Below are 17,836 nucleotides of genomic sequence, written 5' to 3'. Positions count from 1 at the left end.
CCCTCGCGTTCGGCGCTGGCATATCCTGTTCATATAGGCGGAACAACCGCCGAAAGAAGGTGAGGTCGGGCGATGAGGCGATATGGAGATCCGCGGCGCGAGGGGCAATCCTATCGCGCACGGCCCGGTGTCTACGCGATCCTTCCAAGGGATGGTCGCCTTCTTCTGACCTATCAGGCCGGCATTCACAATGAGGTGCAACTGCCCGGCGGGGGCGTCGATCCGGGGGAGAGCCCCGTCGCCGCGCTGCACCGCGAAGTCTATGAGGAGACCGGGTGGCGTGTCGCCGGTCCCAGGCGCCTCGGCGCCTTCCGGCGGTTCGTTTTCATGCCGGAATACGAGATCTGGGCGGAGAAGATCTGCCACATCTACCTGGCCCGGCCCGTGAGAGAGCTGGGTCCCCCGCCGGAACCCGAGCATTCCGTGCACTGGACCACACCCGACCTGGCGCTTCGCAGCCTCGCCAATCCGGGCGAGCGATCATTCCTTCAACGGGTCTTGTGACGGTCGAATTCAAGAAGGACCGCGGAGATGTCGTCGGGAAAATCGCGGTCGCGGTTGACGTCGTTCAGGTCCCACAGGAACGTGTCGAAAAAGGCGCTCCCCCGCTCCCCGGACAGCTTCGCGACCAGCTCCGCCACGCCTGTCTCGCCGAGCATCCCGTCCGCGCCGTCCGGGCATTCCGTGATTCCGTCGGAACAGATCAAGATACGGTCCCCATCCCTGAGGGAAATCCGCATATCCGCGTATTGCGCGCCGGGAATGAGCCCGACCGGCAGTCCGCCCTCCCCGAAATAGGTGACCTCACCGCCCGCGCGTTGCACCAGGGGATGCGGATGGCCGCATTGCACCATGACGAATTCGGCACTGCGCAGGTCGAAGTAGCCCAGAATCATCGTGAAATAGAGGTCCGTTTCCATTTCCTCGAGCATCAGGCGATTGAGCCTCGCCGCGACCCTTGAAGGAGCTTCCGGAGCGTAACCGCCACCGGGCACACGCCTGAGCGCGAGGTTCTGTTCCGGCGTCGATCCGGTCAGATAGGCGGCGAGCCGCGCCGTCATGAGGGCGGAGGCGATGCCGTGGCCGGACACGTCGAGGGCAAAGACACCGAACTGGTCCGCATTGATCGGAAAGAAGCCGACCAGATCGCCGCCCACATGGCCGCTGGGACGCAACAGCAGGGCGACTTGCGCGGCGCCGAAATCGTGGGCCCTCTCGCGCACGAGCGATTGCTGCAACTTGCGGGCTTCGATGAGATCGCGGTCCAGGGAGTCGTAAAGCTCCGAAATCTCTTTCAGCGTCGAACTGACAAGCCGGTTCTTCTCCGTCAGCTCGCGCTCCATCCTCAGAATGCGTTCCCCGGCGCGGATCCGCGCGAGCAGTTCATCCCCCGCCACGGGTTTGGTCAGGAAATCATCCGCACCGGTGTCGAGTCCCTGCGCGATTTCGGCCTTCTCCGATTTCGACGTGAGCAGGATGAAATAGCCGTAATGTTCGCGTTCCAGCGCGCGAAAGGCCCGGCAGAAGTCGAGCCCGCTCATGCCCGGCATCATCCAGTCGGACACAACGAGGTCGATCGGCTCGCGCTGGCAGAGTTCGAGCGCCTCTGCCCCTGATCCGGCCTCTCGCACGACATATCCCCATCGCCCGAGATAGGAGGACAGGATCCGCCGCTGGGCACGGGAATCGTCCACCACCAGGACCGTGTTGACGACTCCGCGCTCCGGCACGGCTTGAATATATGCCACTTTCTCTTGCGCGATGGCCACGTCCAGAAGCCTCTCGATTCGACAGGACTTCCGGCAGACTGACCGCCTGCACTTAACGCCTTCTTAAATCCGGCATTTTACCGAAACCCCTATCCCCTCGTTACCTGATGGTAAGGTTTTTCCCGCAGGACTGGAGGGAAAGGAGACCCGCCATGATCGACTGGGACCGTGTGAATGAGCTGAAGGCCGAGGTCGGCACCGAGGATTTCCGCGAAGTGGTGACCCTCTTTCTCGAGGAGGTCGACGAGGTCATCGACCGCCTGAAATCCCGTCCCGACAGCACCAGATTCGAACAGGATCTGCACTTTCTGAAGAGCAGTTCGCTCAATCTCGGCTTTGCGACATTCTCCGGCCTTTGCCGTGACGGAGAACGCGCGGCACGGGAGGGGCAAACCGCCGCCGTCGATCTCCCCGAATTGATCGCCGCCTATCTGAGTTCCCGCTCCGAATTCCTTGCGCGCGTCAACGGGTGAACGTCACAGCACGAATTCCGACAAGGCCTGATCCCCGGTGATGTCGCGATAAACCAGCCCGGCCGCATCCATCTTCGCGAACAGCACCTCGAAGTTCGACGGCGTCTTCGTTTCGATTCCGATGAGCACGGAGCCGAAATTCCGCGCGGATTTCTTCAGGTACTCGAACCGCGCAATGTCGTCCTCCGGGCCGAGGAGATCGAGGAAGTCCCGCAAAGCACCGGGGCGCTGCGGCATCCGAAGGATGAAATACTTCTTCAGGTTCCGGAACCGCTGGGCCCGCTCGCGCACTTCGGGAAGCCGCTCGAAATCGAAATTCCCGCCCGAGGCCACACAGACGACCGTCTTTCCGCGGATCGCCTCGCGAATGTCCTGAAGCGCATCGAGCGACAGCGCGCCAGCCGGTTCGAGCACGATCCCCTCGACGTTCAGAAGCTCGACCATGGTCGAACAGATCCGATCCTCCGGACTCGTCAGGACATGACCGCGCGGCACGGTTTTCAGGATCTCGAAGGGCAAGGCGCCGATCCGCGCCACCGCCGCGCCGTCGACAAAACTGTCGATCTGCCTGAGCGTGACAGGTTCTCCCGCCTCCAACCCCGCGGCCAGGGACATTCCGCCCGTCGGCTCGACCAGATAGACCTCCGTCTGCGGCGAAACCTCCCTCAGATAGGCGATCACCCCCGCCGACAACCCGCCTCCGCCGACCGGCAGGACCACGACGTCCGGCTTGACCTGCGTCAGCATCTCCACCGCGACTGTCGCCTGCCCCTCCATGACGTCGAGATCGTCGAACGGGGCGAGGAAATAGCCCTGCGCCTCCTCGCAATACTGCCGCGCCGCCTCGAGCGTCCGGTCGAAATAGTCGCCCGTCAGCCGGATCTCGATCCAGTCTCCACCGAAAGTGCGGGTCTTGTCGATCTTCTGCTGCGGCGTCGTCACCGGCATGAAGATGACGCCGCGCACGCCAAGCTGGCGACAGGCATAGGCCACGCCCTGTGCGTGGTTCCCGGCCGAAGCGCAGACGAAAAGGCTGATGTCCGGGTCCCGCTCCCGCGCCCGGATCATCGCGTTCCAGGCACCGCGCAGTTTGTAGGAGCGCACGGGCGTCAGATCCTCGCGCTTCAGCCACAAGTCGCAGTCATAGGCGTGGGAGAGATGCGCATTGCGCAAACAGGGAGTCGGCGGAAACAGGCGCCGCACAAGCGTTTCGGCCGCCTGCGCACGCCGGGTGAAATCGCTGAAATCAGCCATCGGATCGGGACCTCATGGAAAGTTCGTAGATCGACGACAGCAGGCTCACGTTCACCATCAGAACGACCCAGCCGGCGACGAGTTCGTAGAGCAACCCGACAAGCCCGCCACCGAGAAGGACGCTCGGGATCTGAACCACGGCAAGGGCGAGAATGCCGAGAACGGAAACCTGCAGGATCGCGCCGCCGAAGGGTTTCGTTGCTTGCCAGGCCTCCTGAAACCGGAGCTTTTCCCCGATCGCGATGGCGGGCAGCACCGGCGAGACCCGGAAGAAACCGTACAGGGCCGGCAAGCCGATGATGGCAGTGACGAACAATCCCCCAAGCATGGCAAGCGCCTGTCCGAAGAGCAGGGCGAGAAGGAAAAAGAACACGCCAATGAAGAGACCGATCAGAAGCGCGATGCCGACGAAGACAAAGAGGTAGACGAAGACGCGCGACCCGCTCCAGCGCGGGAAGGCGGAGGTGGGACGCCACCCTTCGAGGGCGAAGCGGTGCCATTCCACCGCGATCCAGCTCGACCCCACGGCCGTCGCGACATTCGTCAGAAGAAGGAGGAACATGGTCCGCCCGCTCACCGTCGTGACCTCTCCGCTGGCGATACCGTCGAGATCGACGCCGCTGAAAATCGCAATCTGAACGATGAGGATGCCGATCCAGATCAGGCCGGACACGGCGAGCGCCTCGTAAATATTGTGAAAGACGCGCTCTGTCGCGTGCTGCAACAACTGAAATCCGGTCATATGGGGGCCCCGAAACTTGGTTTGAGCCTGATTTAGGCGTTTTGGCGGGAAAGCTAAAGCATTCTCGGCATGTTAAATGTGCAAAACCTTGCTCTTGACCCGAAAACCCGATAATCGCGCCTGCGGTATCCGAAGAAGGGAAGTCCCATGTCCGCGCCCAAGAAAGTCGTTCTCGCCTATTCCGGCGGTCTCGATACGTCGATCATCCTCAAATGGTTGCAGACCGAATATGGCTGCGAGGTCGTGACCTTCACCGCCGATCTCGGCCAGGGCGAGGAGCTCGAACCGGCCCGGCAGAAGGCGGAGCTTCTGGGGATTCGACCGGAAAACATCTATATCGAGGATGTTCGCGAGGAATTCGTGCGCGATTTCGTCTTCCCGATGTTCCGCGCGAATGCGGTTTACGAAGGGCTCTACCTGCTCGGTACCTCGATCGCGCGGCCGCTGATTTCCAAGCGGCTCGTGGAGATCGCGGAGGAAACCGGCGCGGATGCGGTGGCGCATGGCGCGACCGGCAAGGGCAATGACCAGGTGCGGTTCGAACTGTCCGCCTATGCCCTCAACCCGAATATCAAAGTGATTGCGCCCTGGCGCGAATGGGATCTGACGTCGCGAACGAAACTTCTTGATTTCGCGGAAAAAAACCAGATCCCGATCGCAAGGGACAAACGCGGGGAGGCGCCTTTCTCGGTCGATGCGAACCTTCTCCACACCTCGTCCGAAGGCAAGGTCCTGGAGAACCCGGCCGACATGGCGCCGGACTATGTCTACCAGCGCACTGTGAACCCCGAAGAAGCCCCGGACGCACCGGAATTCATCGAGGTAACCTTTGAAAAAGGCGATGCCGTGGCGCTCAACGGAAAGGCCCTTACGCCGGCCAACCTTTTGACATCGCTCAATGAATATGGCCGCAAGCATGGAATCGGGCGGCTCGATTTCGTCGAGAACCGCTTTGTCGGGATGAAGTCCCGCGGCATCTATGAGACGCCGGGCGGGACGATCCTTCTCGAGGCGCATCGCGGGATCGAGCAGATCACCCTCGACAGCGGCGCGGGCCACCTCAAGGACAGCCTCATGCCGCGCTATGCGGAACTGATCTACAACGGCTTCTGGTTCTCGCCGGAACGCGAGATGTTGCAGGCGGCGATCGACAAATCACAAGAACATGTGTCGGGGACCGTACGTCTCAAGCTCTACAAGGGCTCGGTCTTTACCGTCGGCCGGTGGTCGGAGGCGTCGCTCTATTCCGAGAAGCACGTCACCTTCGAGGAGGATGCGGGGGCCTATGACCAGAAGGACGCGGCGGGATTCATCCAGCTCAACGCACTGCGCCTGAAACTGCTGGCAGCACGCAATCGGCGCCTGAAATAGGCGGTCGGCAAAGCGTCGGACTTCTGTCGGACGTGCGTCGGGCAGCCGTCAGCCAGAACAAAGGGCGCCGTGAAGGCGCCCTTTTTGCATGAGCCGGACGGCGGAGACGGACCCTATGTTCCGGTCTGCGCATCGGCACCATCGCGGCCGTCGGCCATCTCGTCGCATTCGAACCGGCTGCGCGCGGCAAGGAGCACCCGCATGCAGGTCTCGACATCCTCCCGCGACACGCCGGAAAGGGAAAATTCGTTCACCGCCCTGGCCTGCGCCAGACATGCGCTCTCGAGCTGGCGGCCGCTTTTCGTCAGGAAGATGATGTTCTTGCGGTGGTCCGTCGGATGCTTGTCGCGGACGACGTATTTCTGATCGGTCAGACTGCGCAGGGCCGAGACGACAGTCGGAGCCGCAACCCCGGTCCGCTGAGAGATTTCGGACTGGGAAATCCCGTCCTGGATCCACAGGACCCGCAGGACATACCATTGCCCCAGAGTCACGCCAAGCGGTGCGATCCGTTTTCCGAGTTCACGCTGAAAGAAACGGTTCACGTCCCGGATCATGTGTCCGAAACTACGCTCTGGGGGAAGATCACTCATCTAACGGCTTTCCAGTATGAGCCCGGCAAATTCCCGTGGTGCAGGAGGGACGGGATTTTTTCATTATTTTTCATTATGTCGATCGAAGCAAAAATTCGCAATGTGAAGTCTCGATCTCTCCCTCGATCGTGGCGCCGATGAGGTTGAAGAGCTTCTTGTAGTCCGGAGATTTCTGGAATTTCTCGGTGTGGGCCTCGACGTCGTCCCATTTCACAAGGCAGAAATAGTGGCGGGGATGCTCGAACGACCGCAGGACCTCGATGCCGTGGCATCCTTCGGTGGCCTTGAACAGGGGCATCGCCTCGTCCATCGCCTGTACGAAGGCGTCTCCCGTTCCCTCTTTCACGGTGATGCGGACAATTTCCAGTATCATTTGCGTTCCTTCCCTTTCACGATGCCGCCTGCGTCGGGCCGGCCGCTGCGCCATTGGTCGAATTCATCATCACGATCAGATTATGTTCCGTCCTGTCCTCGCCGCGGAGTTCCCCGACCAGACGGCCGTCCGCGAAAACCCCTACCCTGTCGGCAAGTTCGACGACCTCGCCGGGATCGCTCGAATAGACGAGGACGACCAGGCCCGACCGGGCGAGGTCGCGGATGGTCCGGTGGATTTCGAGACGGGCATGGATGTCGATCCCCCGCGTCGGATCGTCGAGGAGAAGCAGCGAAGGCTCTGCTTCGAGCCATTTGGCAAAGACGACCTTCTGCTGGTTGCCGCCGGAGAGTTCCGAAACGGTCTGGTGGACCGAAGCCATCCTGATCCCCAGTTGCACGCATCGTTCCTCGGCCCGTTGGACCATGCGTTTGCGCCGGATGAAGGCGCCGTCGCCGCCGAGGCCCAGCGCACGAACGCTCCCGATATTCTCCGCGATGGTCTGGCGCTGCATGAGGGCGACCGCCTTCCGGTCGGCCGGGAGATAGGCGACACCGGCGCGCACGGCGTCGGGAGGGGTCGCGGCGGCCGAGCGCCCGCTCGGCAGGACCACCTCCCCGGACCTGGCCGTTTGCAGGCCGAAAAGCAGTCCGAACAGGTCGGTCACCCCCGAGCCGATCAGGCCGGAGATACCGTAGATCTCACCGGGGGCGACCGTCAGGTCGTCGATGTCGAGCCCGGTGGCCGTGGTCAGCCCGGAGATGCGCAGGGGACCGTTCGCGCGGCGGTCCGGCAGATCGAGGAGCGGAGCATCCGTCCCGCTGTCGAGTGTCGAGTCCGTGGCCTCGTCTCCCAGCATTGCCGCGACCAGCCGGGGCAGGCTGTCCGGGGCGCGCAGATCCGGCGCCTCGACACGGTGCCCGTTTCGCAGCACCACGGCGGTGTCGCAGACGTCGAGCAGATCCTCGAGGAAATGCGACACGTAGACGATCGAGACCCCCTCCTCGCGCAGGCGGATCAACTGCCTGTGGAGCCTTTGCACCTCGACGCTGTGGAGCGATGATGTCGGCTCGTCGAGGATCAGGACACGGGGCTGCTGGAGGAGCGCACGGGCGATTTCGACGAGCTGCTGGTCGGCGAGCGTCAGGTGGACGAGCCGGATCCCAAGATCGTAATCGAAACCCAGCTCGTGCAGGATCCGGCGCGCATCCGCGCGAAACGCCGCCCGCGACGGCCAACTGCGATGTCCCTTCACCAGAGCGAGGTTTTCCTCGACGGAAAGGGAGGAGAAGAGGCTGAGCTCCTGCGAGACGATGGCGATGCCGGCGCGCAGGGCCTCCTCGGTGGAGTGGAAGTCCACCTTGCGGCCGTCGACCTCGAGCGTGCCCGTATCGGGTTGCAGGGCGCCGGCCAGGATCTGCAACAGTGTCGACTTGCCTGCCCCGTTCATTCCGACGAGGCCGGTGATCCGACCCGCGTGCAGGTCGAAGCCGACATCTTCGAGGGCGACAGTCGATCCGAATGTCTTACCGATCCCGCGGGCGCTGAAGATTTCGCTTTTCATGATGGTTCCCAGACGAGGACATTGGCGGCGGCTCGTGAAAGCCGCCGCGGCGCGCTTATTCGGGCGGACGGTTGTAGTCGCTTGCCGGGCGCAGAGTGTCGAGCGGGGTGTCCCGCACGGCGAGGATCTCCTCGTCGAAGAATTCCCGCAGGTTCGTGCCGTCCTCGTTCCAGGCGGCGATGTAGCTTTCGACATTGGACTGGTCGATCACCTTGTGGGGCACCTCGATCCAGCCGACGGGGAAGTCCTCTCCCTCGTTCATCAGCGCCCTCACCGTCGCCCAGACCGCGACATATCCTTCGGTGAAGCGGTTGGAGGAGACGATGGCGGTCACTTCGCCGTCCTTCAGCGCCTCGCGAGCGATCTCCGGATTGTCGTAGTAGACCTGCGGCACGTCGATCCCGTCGTCCATGCGGATCTTCTGGATGTTCTTGTTGGCGTCCTCGCAGGGGTCGGAATAGAACAGCGCGTTGGGGTATTTCTGGATCGCCTGGTTCCATGCCGCATAGCTTTGCGTCAGGTCCAGCTTTGAATCGAACGGCCGCAACACGGTCGCATTGGGCACACGTTCGGCCAGGGTCGCCTCGATCGCGGCGATCCGCTGCGTCAGGACCGGCAGGCCCGGCACGCAGAGCCCCTGGACGACCTCGCCCGACAGTTCGGCGGCCGGCACGCCGTGCTGCGCCTCGAGCGCGTCGAGGATCAGGTTCACCCCGGCCTCGCCGGTGGCATAGGCGTTCGCGCCGACGTAGAAGGCGTTCTCCACCTCGTCGGGCGGCGCCGAGACCACCCAGGTCACCGGCACGCCGCGGTCGGCCAGGATCGCCGCGGGTTCGATCATAGCGCCCGGCGCGACGTTGGACAGGATCACCGCATCCGTGCCGCGCTCGACCTCGTTCAGGGCGACCTGCGCCTGCTTTGCGAGTTCGAAGCCCGCAGGCCCCTGGACCCGAAGCTCGACCTTGTCCTCCCCGATGTCGGCCACGGCCGCGCGGGCCCCGTCCGCAAGCTCCGAGGCCCATTCCTGAACCGTCAGGATCTGGATCAGGGAAATGGTGATCTTGTCCTCTTGGGCCGTGGCCGGCGCACCGGCCATCGCCAGCGCGGCAAGTCCCGCGGCCGGCAGTTTCAGCCATTTCACTGTCGAATTGGATACCGACATGTCTTCCTCCCTTTTTGCATGTTTGGTGCCCCATCGGGTCACGACGGCTTTCGGCGCTTGGCCAGGCGGTCCAGCCCGATGGCGGCGACGATCACCGTGCCCGTCACGAACTGGGAATAATCCGGGTCGATGCCGTAAAAGACGATCCCGCTGTCGATCAGGGTGATGATGAGGGCGCCCAGCGCGGCGCCGAGGATGGTTCCCGACCCACCGGCAAGGGACGTGCCGCCGATGACCACCGCGGCGATGACGCGCAGCTCGATCCCCATGCCGATCGTCGGTTCCGACGCTTTGAAGAAGGCGAGCGTCAGGATGCCCGAAAGCGCGGCGAGAAAGCCCACGAACATCGTTGTCAGGATGCGGATCCGGGCGACCCTGAGACCCAGGAAGGCGGCCGCCTTCGGATTGGAGCCGATCGCGCGGACGCTTGCGCCGTATCGCGTCCGCCACAGGACGACATGGAGAACGAGGCCGGTGGCGATCGTGATCCAGACCGTCATGGGCAGGCCGAAATGGGTTCCTCCGATAGTGGTGAAGAAGGAATGGTCCCTCGGCATGCCGAAGACCGCGAGCCCGCCCGAGATCATCAGGTTCAGGCCGAAGAACATCGACATGGTCCCCAGCGAGATGATGATCAGCGGCACCTTGAACAGCGCCGCGAGAAGGCCGTTCAGCAATCCAAGGGCACAGCCCGCGAGAAGCGCGACGGCCGCGGCGGCCCAGGGATCCACACCGGCCTTGATGAGCAGCGCCATCGACATTCCCGCGACCGCGTAGATGCCGCTGACGGAGAGGTCGATTTCCACCATGGCGACGAGGAAGACCATCCCGAAGGCGATGATCGCGACGAAGGCGGTCTGGCGCAGCACCGCTTCGAGGGAGCCGGCATTGAAGAATTCGGGATGGGGAATGCCGATGAGCAGCACCAGGAAGATGAAGCCCAGGAGCAGCCCCGCCTCGTCGAAGCCCGTCAGGCGGCTGAGCAGGGATCCCGCCCGGCGCGCCTCAGGCCGTCCGGAGGCGTCGGGTGTCACGTCGTGAGACATTGCAACTTGTCCTTGTCACGCAGGAGTCAGATCGTCTTGACCGAACCGGCATCCACGGTCAGGGCCATGCCCGAAAGCGACCCGGCCCGCTGCGAGGCGGCAAAGCAGATCGCCGCGGCAATCTCTTCCGGCCAGACCATGCGGCCGGTCGTCATGCCGAACATCTTCGGGATGATCTCGTCGCGCAAGGTCTCCACCTCGACACCCTGTTCCGCGGCCATCATGTCGAAGGCCCCTCCTTCGCGGGTCCAGTGCGGGGTCAGAACCGCGCCGGGAGACACCGCCACCACCCGCACGCCCTGCGGATTGAACTCCTCCGACAGGCATTTCGTCAGGTTTAGTGTGGCTGCCTTGAACGCGCTGTAATCGACGAGGCTCGGGGTCGGCGTGGTGCCGAGCGTCGAGGCGAGGTTGACGATCACCCCCTTGTTTTCGATCAGATGCGGCATTGCGGCACGGGACGCGCGCACGTTCGACAGGAAATTGGTGCGGAAGATCATGTCCCAGTCGTCATCCTCGACACCGAGAAAGCCGCTGCGGAAGATCGTCACGCCGAGGTTGTTGATCAGGATATCGAGCTTGCCGAAACGGTCGACCGTGCGCTGCACCAGTTTCTCGGGGTTGCCGGGTCTGGAGAGATCCAGCGCCGTGGTGTCGACCGTGCCGTCCTTGGTGAGTTCCTCATAGGCCGGGTCGATCTCGATATCGCCCATCATCACCTTTGCGCCGGCCTGCTTCAATTCCCTGATCGTCGCCCAGCCAATGCCACCCTTGCGACCGCCGCCGCTCAGCGCGACGACTTTGTCCTTCAGACCAAGATCCATTTTATCCTCCCTTGCAAATCCGATTTCAGGTCGCGGCGTCCTGCGCCTGGACCGCGCGACAGGCTGCCGCGCAAAGATGCGCGGCCTCCCTTGCCGAACATTCGTCGAGTTCGGCGGAAAAAACCTCCGGCCCGTAATCCCGCACACCCATGCGGCCGAGCTGGTCCAGGAGATCCCCGAGCGGGAAGGCTCCCTCGCCCGGCAGCCGCCGGTGTTGCAGGCAATCCTCCAGAAGGCCCGCCTCGACCGGGGATTGCGCCCCGTCAGCCAGTTGCACGGCGAGGAGCCGGTCGGGGGGCAGGGCCTTCAACGCGGTCCAGTCGCTGTCGCTGCGGAAGAAATGCCATGTGTCGAGCACCAGTCCGCCGTTCGGCGCGCCGGCGGTCTCCACGATCTCCATCGCCGCACCGAGGGTCGGAATGCCCCAGAACGGGATGAATTCCAGCCCCACGCGCAGCCCGGCACCGGCGGCACGGTCGCAGAGCCTGCCGAAATGATCGACCAGCTCGTCGAAAGACAGCGCATCGCGATCGAAGCTCCCTATGGCAAGCAGGGACCTGGCGCCCAGGGTCTCCGCCATCTCGAAGGCGATATCGACATGGTGATCGAGAAAGCCCCTGAGCTCGGGATTGCCGGGCGGATAGCGGACGGGAAGCCAGCCCGTCACCGCGTCCACCCAGTCAATGCGGACCCCGCTATCCGCGGCAAGGCGGGCAATCTGCGCGCCGGTCTGGCCGGCCTCGCGTGCAGCGAGATAGGTGGCGGAATTCACGGCGATGGACGCATATCCGGCGTCGGCAGCGGCGGCGATCTGCTGCGGCAGCGGATGAGAGCGTACACAGGCCGGCCAAAGCGTCAGGTCAGGTGGTGCGCCCTTGCCGGCGCCCACTCCCTTATCGCGGTCCTCACGCGACATAGAGCACTCCTCCCAAAGTGTATTTAGTTTGTTAGCTTTCTAATCTTTTAGGAAAGCGTAGTGGCGTGCCGCGCGTCGTGTCAACATTATTTTACAGGAAATATCCAAGATTGACAGGTGATTTCAGAGGCACTATCCCTTTCCCACATTTAGTTCGTTATCTAACTAAAAGGAGGAGGAGACATGCCCGCAGAGTTTTGGCCCGACGGAGCGCGCCTGGTCGTGTCCGTTTCCATGCAGTTCGAAGCCGGAGCCCAGCCGGAAAAGGCGCCCTACAGCCCCTTTGCGGAGATGGATCCCGAGACGCCGAACATCGCGACAGGCAAGTGGTTCGACTACGGGGTGAAGGAGGGCCTTCCGCGGCTGCTCGACCTCTGGGACCGCAAGGGAATCAAGGTGACGTCGCACATGGTCGGGCAGGCCGTCGAGCGCCATCCCGAGCTCGCCCGCGAGATCGTGGAGCGCGGACATGAGGCCGCCGCCCATGGCCATACATGGGAGCCGCACTGGCGCATGTCGCCCGAGGAGGAACGCGGCTCCTATGAGAAGAACATCGCCGCCATCGAGGCGGCGACGGGCACGCGCCCGGTCGGTTTCAACGCCTTCGCCCTGCGCAACAGCGCGGAAACGCTGGGTATCCTGCAATCGCTCGGCTTCATCTATTACATCGACGACACCAGTCGGGACGAACCCTTCACCGTCGAGGTCGCGGGCAAGCCGTTCGGGGTCGTGCCCTACACGCGGCGCAACAACGACATCGACCGTTTCCACATGCTGTCACTGTCCGGCGCCGCCTTTGGATCCGATCTTCGCGACGAGTTCGACACGCTCTATGCCGAAGCCGACCACCGGCGACGCATGATGTCGCTCAGCGTGCATGACCGCATCGGCGGCCAGCCCGGCATCTCGAAGGTGATCGGGGAATTCGTGGATTACGCGCTGAGCCATCCCGGCGTAGTCTTCATGCGCAAGGACGAGATCGCGCGCTGGGCGCTCGAACAACCGGATACACCCCATGAACCGGCCACGGCCGCAGAGTCCTGAACGAAAGAACCGGAACCAACATGGACATTCTCGCGTCGCCGTCGCTGTTGCCGTCTCTCGAAACCTCGTTCCCGGCGGTCTTCGGGATCTGGGCCCTTATCCTGCGGATCTGGGTCGGATCAGTCCTCGTTCTCTATGCCCTGAGGGCGAGTTTCGGATTCTTTCCGAACACCGGAATGCCCGTCCAGACCGTCGCCGGGACGGCGGCCTACATGGAGAAGTTCGGCTGGAAACCCGGCCTGTTCTGGGCATGGCTCTCGACCGTCAACAACCTTGTCGGCGGCGCGCTTCTGGCGCTCGGCCTGTTCACGCGGCCGGTGGCGCTCACCTGCGCGCTGCTGCTGTTCCTGTCGGCGGTCCATCATATCAAGGACGGCTTCTTCTCCAACCAGAACGGGTTCGAGCATTACGCCCTCTGGGGCTTTTGCGCCCTGTTCTTCGTCTTCTACGGCGGCGGCCCCTATGCGCTCGACGCGCTGCTGGCGCTGACATTCTGATCCGAGGGGATCGGCATCGCTCATTCATGACTGCAAGACAGAAAGGGAGGTACCAATGACATATAAACTCGAGGGGCGAACCGCGATCGTCACGGGCGCCGGGTCCGGGATCGGCCTTGCCACGACGAAGCGCTTTCTCGAAGAAGGCGCACAGGTCGTCGCGGCGGATCTCGATATCTCGGCCATCGCGGAACTGGACGGGACGGTCACGGCAGTGGAGGTCGACCTGCGCACGGACGGAGCCGAACGCATGACGGAAGCCGCGCTCGACATGTCCGGGCAGATCGACGCCATGGTCTGTTGTGCGGGTGTCGCGCCGACGCGGGAGGGGCTGGCCTCCACCCTCGACGAGGACGTGAAGAATACATTCGATGTGAACGTGCTGGGCATCATGCGCTGTGCGCGGGCCGTCACGCCACATATGGTGAGCAAGGGGAAAGGGTCGATCGTCGCGATCGCATCGGATTTCGGCCGCATGCCCGAGCCGCTGTTCTACGACTACTGCATGTCGAAAGCGGCCGTCCTGAGCTTCATGAAGTCGCTTTCGATCGAATTCGGGCCGCAGGGCATTCGCGCGAACTGTGTCTCGCCGGGCGCGACGCGGACGCCGATCTGGGAAAAGCCGGGCGGATTCATCGACCTGCTCGCCAAGTTGTATGGCGGCATGGATCGGGACAAGGTCGTCGATCATTTCGCGAAGGAGCACAAGAAATTCGCCCTGCAACGCATCGGCGAACCGGAAGAGATCGCGGAGGTCGCGGTCTTCCTCTCGTCGGACCGGGCGAGTTTCGTCACCGGCTCCGACTACTGGGTGAACGGCGGCTCTATTCCGGTGTATTGAGGCGGACGCCCATCGGGCAGGACAGCAAGAAGGGGCGCCGTGAGGGCGCCCTTTTCATGATGGAGATACCCGAAAATCCCGGACGTCCGCGGCCGAGGGGATCGCATCGGCGGTTCCGTGGCGCGTAACCTTGAGGGCCGCCGCCCGGCCCGCCCACTCCATCGCGGCGCGGATCGGCATGCCGAGGTCCAGGCCTGCGGCGACATAGCCAATGAAGGTGTCGCCCGCGGCCGTGGTGTCGACCGGCGTCACGCGGGGTGCGGCGACCTCGATCTCCTCTCCAGTCCGGTTCGAACGCCACATGGCCCCCTTTGCGCCCAAGGTCACGAGCACTTCCGGGACCGGAATCCGGTCGAGATCCATTCCCGTCGCGGTGCAGAGCTGTTCCGCCTCGACGGCGTTCATCACGAGCATCGTCACATGGGGAAGGACGGCACGTACCGCGCCCACCGAGAAGGGTGCGGCGGAATAGATCACGCGCATACCCTTCGCGAGGGCGGCCGCCGCCGCGTCCGGCTGGAGATCTGTTTCGTTCTGGAGCAGAAGCGTATCGCCCGCCCCCGCCCGCCCTATGGCGGAAAGGACGAAATCCCTGTCCTGGTTCACATTCGCGCCGGCGGCGATCACGATCGAATTCTCCCCGGCCGCATCCACGCAGATCATGGCGTGCCCGGTGTCCCCCGCGACCTCACGCAGACAGGTGCAGTCGACGCCGTATCCCTCCATCCGCTCGCGCACCCAGCCGTCCCGCACGCCGATGGCACCGATATGCCAGACCTGCGATCCCGCCTTCGCCGCTGCGACGGACTGATTCACGCCCTTGCCGCCAAGGCCGACGGTGTGGCTGGTGGCACCCAGGGTTTCACCGGGCGCGGGCAGGTGCGGAAGCGTGTAGACATGGTCGATGTTGACCGACCCGAAGTTGTAGACGGCCATGCGGGCCTCCCTCCGTTGCTCCTATGCGGTCTGCCCTACCTTGCAGGCGGCGAGGATCGCCATGTTCAGGATGTCGTTGACGGTCGAGACGGTCGAACAGATCTGGATCGGCTTGTCTACGCCGGTCAGGATCGGACCGATCACCGTCGCACCGGCCATCTCCTGCATGAGCTTCACCGAGATCGAGGCGGAATGGCGCGCAGGCACGACCAGGATGTTGGCCGGTCCGGTGAGCCGGCAGAAGGGATAGGCCGCCATCGCCTCCGGGTTCAGGGCGACATCGACGGTCATCTCGCCCTCGTATTCGAAATCGACGCCGCGCCGGTCGAGAACCTGCGGCGCAAGGTGCATCTTGCTCGCGCGTTCGGACACGGGATAGCCGAAGGTCGAGAAGGAGACGAAGGCGACGCGCGGCTCGATCCCCATCGCCCGCGCGACCTGCGCCCCGGCCGTGGCGATATCTGCGAGATCCTCCTCCTCCGGCCACTCATGCACCAGCGTGTCCGCGATGAAGATGATCCGGCCCTTGTGCAGGAGCGCGGTGATCCCCACCGCGCCGTCCTTTGCGGTCGCGTCGAAGACGGTGTTGATCCGGTCGAGCACATGGGCGGATTTACGGGTCGCGCCGGTGACGAGTCCGTCGGCATGGCCATGGGCCAGCATGAGCGCGGAGAAGGCATGGCGGTCCCGCGCGGCGAGGCGGTGAATGTCCTTCTGGTCGTGGCCCGAACGCTGAAGGCGCGCGTAGAGGAAATCCTTGTAGGTCTGAAGGTGAGCCGTTTTGGCGGCGTTGACGATCTCGAGCTCCGCATAGGCTTCGCCGAGACCTTCCTCCTGAAGTTTCCGGCGCACGTCGTCCTCGCGTCCCACGACAAGGGCACGGCCGAAGCCGCCCCGGACATAGGCGACAGCGGCCCGCAGCACGCGCGAATCGTCCCCCTCGGCAAAGACCATCGTGGCCTGCGCCTGGCGCGCGCGGGCATAGAGGCCCTGGAGGATCTGGGCGGTGGGGTCCATCCGCGCCTGAAGATCCTGGGCATAGCCCGCCATGTCGATGATCGGACGCCGGGCAACGCCGGTGTCCATTCCGGCCTGCGCGACGGCGGGCGGAATCGTGTAGATGAGACGCGGATCGAAGGGGGTCGGGATGATGTAGTCCCGCCCGAAGGTCAGTTTGCGCCCATAGGCGAGCGCGACCTCGTCGGGCACGTCCTCGCGTGCGAGTTTGGCGAGCGCCTCGGCGCAGGCGATCTTCATCTCGTCGTTGATCGCGCGGGCGTTGATGTCGAGCGCGCCGCGGAAGAGATAGGGAAAGCCCAGTACGTTGTTGACCTGGTTGGGATAGTCCGAGCGGCCGGTGGCGACGATCACGTCGTCGCGCACCGCATGGACATCCTCGGGCGTGATTTCCGGATCGGGATTGGCCATGGCGAAGATGACGGCGTTCGGCGCCATGGATGTCACCATCTCCTGCGTCACCGCACCTTTCGCCGACACGCCGAGGAAGACGTCGGCGCCGACCATCGCCTCGGCCAGGGTGCGCGCGTCGGTGACGGCGGCGTGGGCGGATTTCCACTGGTTCATGCCCTCGGTCCGGCCCTGATGGATCACGCCCTTGGTGTCGCACATGATGCAGTTGTCCTGCTGTGCGCCCATCGCCTTCACCAGTTCGAGACAGGCGATGCCCGCCGCGCCCGCACCGTTGAGGACGATCCTGCACTCCTCGATCTTCTTGCCCGCCAGGTGCAGCGCGTTGATGAGGCCGGCGGCGCAGATGACCGCGGTGCCGTGCTGGTCGTCGTGAAAGACGGGAATGTCCATCTGTTCCTTAAGCGTCTGCTCAATGATGAAGCACTCGGGCGCCTTGATATCCTCGAGGTTGATGCCGCCGAAGGTCGGCCCCATGAGTTTCACCGCGCGGATAATTTCCTCGGGATCCTCGGTATCGAGTTCGATGTCGATGGAATTCACGTCGGCAAAGCGTTTGAAGAGGACGGATTTCCCCTCCATCACGGGTTTGGAGGCCAATGCGCCGAGATTGCCGAGGCCGAGAACGGCGGTGCCGTTGGAGATCACCGCGACCAGATTGCCCTTGTTCGTGTAATCGTAGGCGGTTTCCGGCGCTTCGGCGATCGCTTCGCAGGGCACGGCCACACCCGGAGAATAGGCCAGCGACAGGTCGCGCTGCGTCGTCATCGGCACGCTCGGCGTGATGTCGAACTTGCCGGGGCGCGGTTCCATGTGAAATCTGAGCGCTTCTTCGCGGGTGTGTTTGGGTTTCGCCATTCGGTCCGGCCTCCTCGTCCTCGGTGGCGATGTCTTATCGGCAGGCGCCCGATGCCTCAACAAAAAGAACGCTCGGAAGGTCTTTACGCCACATATGGGAGGGGTAAGTTTGGCCGAAACGAAAACGGGGACAGGATCGTGGCAG

At 63.6% G+C, this 17,836-nt stretch carries 18 protein-coding genes; 6 read left to right on the top strand and 12 right to left on the bottom strand.

Features of this window, described 5'->3' with window-relative positions; translation table 11 throughout:
* Window positions 1–72 precede the first annotated feature (72 nt).
* The gene (locus tag P73_RS01210) at window positions 73–504 is read left to right on the top strand and encodes an NUDIX hydrolase (protein WP_043868108.1); all 432 of its coding nucleotides are present in this window, start codon (window positions 73–75) and stop codon (window positions 502–504) included.
* Here P73_RS01210 and P73_RS01205 read toward each other — a convergent pair.
* Window positions 489–1,748, bottom strand: coding sequence for a PP2C family protein-serine/threonine phosphatase (locus P73_RS01205; protein ID WP_043871294.1), 1,260 nt, complete (start codon window positions 1,746–1,748; stop codon window positions 489–491). The genes P73_RS01210 and P73_RS01205 overlap by 16 nt on opposite strands.
* Window positions 1,749–1,921: 173 nt before the next feature.
* Between P73_RS01205 and P73_RS01200 the strand changes: the two genes are divergently transcribed.
* Window positions 1,922–2,242: an Hpt domain-containing protein gene (locus P73_RS01200; RefSeq protein WP_043868107.1), complete on the top strand. Its 321-nt coding sequence runs from the start codon at window positions 1,922–1,924 to the stop codon at window positions 2,240–2,242.
* A 3-nt stretch (window positions 2,243–2,245) separates the two neighbouring features.
* Here P73_RS01200 and ilvA read toward each other — a convergent pair whose 3' ends face one another.
* A complete protein-coding gene (ilvA, locus tag P73_RS01195; RefSeq protein ID WP_043868106.1) occupies window positions 2,246–3,496 on the bottom strand; it encodes a threonine ammonia-lyase IlvA in 1,251 nt (416 codons plus the stop codon).
* Window positions 3,489–4,238 (bottom strand): hypothetical protein, encoded by a 750-nt coding sequence (locus P73_RS01190; protein ID WP_139267148.1) that lies wholly within the window; start codon window positions 4,236–4,238, stop codon window positions 3,489–3,491. Before P73_RS01190 ends, ilvA begins: the two co-directional genes overlap by 8 nt.
* Window positions 4,239–4,385: 147 nt before the next feature.
* Between P73_RS01190 and P73_RS01185 the strand changes: the two genes are divergently transcribed.
* Window positions 4,386–5,609 (top strand): argininosuccinate synthase, encoded by a 1,224-nt coding sequence (locus P73_RS01185; RefSeq protein WP_043868104.1) that lies wholly within the window; start codon window positions 4,386–4,388, stop codon window positions 5,607–5,609.
* Window positions 5,610–5,722: 113 nt separating this feature from the next.
* Here P73_RS01185 and P73_RS01180 read toward each other — a convergent pair whose 3' ends face one another.
* The 7 genes from P73_RS01180 to P73_RS24220 form a co-directional block, all read right to left on the bottom strand.
* Window positions 5,723–6,154: a MarR family winged helix-turn-helix transcriptional regulator gene (locus tag P73_RS01180; protein ID WP_158401906.1), complete on the bottom strand. Its 432-nt coding sequence runs from the start codon at window positions 6,152–6,154 to the stop codon at window positions 5,723–5,725.
* Between the two features lie 121 nt (window positions 6,155–6,275).
* Window positions 6,276–6,575, bottom strand: coding sequence for an antibiotic biosynthesis monooxygenase family protein (locus P73_RS01175; RefSeq protein WP_052452977.1), 300 nt, complete (start codon window positions 6,573–6,575; stop codon window positions 6,276–6,278).
* Window positions 6,576–6,591: 16 nt separating this feature from the next.
* The gene (locus tag P73_RS01170; protein WP_043868103.1) at window positions 6,592–8,139 is read right to left on the bottom strand and encodes a sugar ABC transporter ATP-binding protein; all 1,548 of its coding nucleotides are present in this window, start codon (window positions 8,137–8,139) and stop codon (window positions 6,592–6,594) included.
* Between the two features lie 55 nt (window positions 8,140–8,194).
* Window positions 8,195–9,301, bottom strand: a complete 1,107-nt coding sequence (locus P73_RS01165; protein WP_043868102.1) for a sugar ABC transporter substrate-binding protein — start codon at window positions 9,299–9,301, stop codon at window positions 8,195–8,197.
* A 38-nt stretch (window positions 9,302–9,339) separates the two neighbouring features.
* Window positions 9,340–10,347 carry an ABC transporter permease gene (locus P73_RS01160; RefSeq protein WP_052452976.1) on the bottom strand — a complete coding sequence of 336 codons (1,008 nt, stop codon included), beginning with the start codon at window positions 10,345–10,347 and terminating at the stop codon, window positions 9,340–9,342.
* A 26-nt stretch (window positions 10,348–10,373) separates the two neighbouring features.
* The gene (locus P73_RS01155; protein WP_043868101.1) at window positions 10,374–11,171 is read right to left on the bottom strand and encodes an SDR family NAD(P)-dependent oxidoreductase; all 798 of its coding nucleotides are present in this window, start codon (window positions 11,169–11,171) and stop codon (window positions 10,374–10,376) included.
* A gap of 25 nt (window positions 11,172–11,196) precedes the next feature.
* On the bottom strand, window positions 11,197–12,087 hold the full coding sequence (locus P73_RS24220) for a sugar phosphate isomerase/epimerase family protein (protein ID WP_052452975.1): 891 nt from the start codon (window positions 12,085–12,087) through the stop codon (window positions 11,197–11,199).
* A gap of 183 nt (window positions 12,088–12,270) precedes the next feature.
* On the opposite strand from P73_RS24220, the gene P73_RS01145 reads away from it, so the two are divergent.
* The 3 genes from P73_RS01145 to P73_RS01135 are packed head-to-tail and all read left to right on the top strand — an operon-like array spanning window position 12,271 to window position 14,469.
* A complete protein-coding gene (locus tag P73_RS01145) occupies window positions 12,271–13,131 on the top strand; it encodes a polysaccharide deacetylase family protein (protein WP_052452974.1) in 861 nt (286 codons plus the stop codon).
* A gap of 20 nt (window positions 13,132–13,151) precedes the next feature.
* Window positions 13,152–13,628 carry a DoxX family protein gene (locus tag P73_RS24215; RefSeq protein WP_052452973.1) on the top strand — a complete coding sequence of 159 codons (477 nt, stop codon included), beginning with the start codon at window positions 13,152–13,154 and terminating at the stop codon, window positions 13,626–13,628.
* Between the two features lie 55 nt (window positions 13,629–13,683).
* Entirely contained in the window at window positions 13,684–14,469 is a 786-nt protein-coding gene (locus P73_RS01135; protein WP_043868100.1) for an SDR family NAD(P)-dependent oxidoreductase, read from the top strand.
* Between the two features lie 54 nt (window positions 14,470–14,523).
* On the opposite strand, the gene P73_RS01130 is transcribed toward P73_RS01135, so the two are convergent.
* Together P73_RS01130 and P73_RS01125 are read right to left on the bottom strand one after the other, a co-directional pair.
* Complete coding sequence (locus P73_RS01130; RefSeq protein ID WP_043868099.1) at window positions 14,524–15,405, bottom strand: ribokinase; 882 nt, start codon at window positions 15,403–15,405, stop codon at window positions 14,524–14,526.
* 21 nt (window positions 15,406–15,426) lie between these two features.
* Complete coding sequence (locus P73_RS01125; protein WP_043868098.1) at window positions 15,427–17,691, bottom strand: NADP-dependent malic enzyme; 2,265 nt, start codon at window positions 17,689–17,691, stop codon at window positions 15,427–15,429.
* Between the last annotated feature and the right edge of the window lie 145 nt (window positions 17,692–17,836).

This window comes from Celeribacter indicus, assembly GCF_000819565.1.
Taxonomy (GTDB): Bacteria; Pseudomonadota; Alphaproteobacteria; order Rhodobacterales; family Rhodobacteraceae; genus Celeribacter; species Celeribacter indicus.
This window is presented reverse-complemented; position numbering and strand designations above follow the sequence as displayed.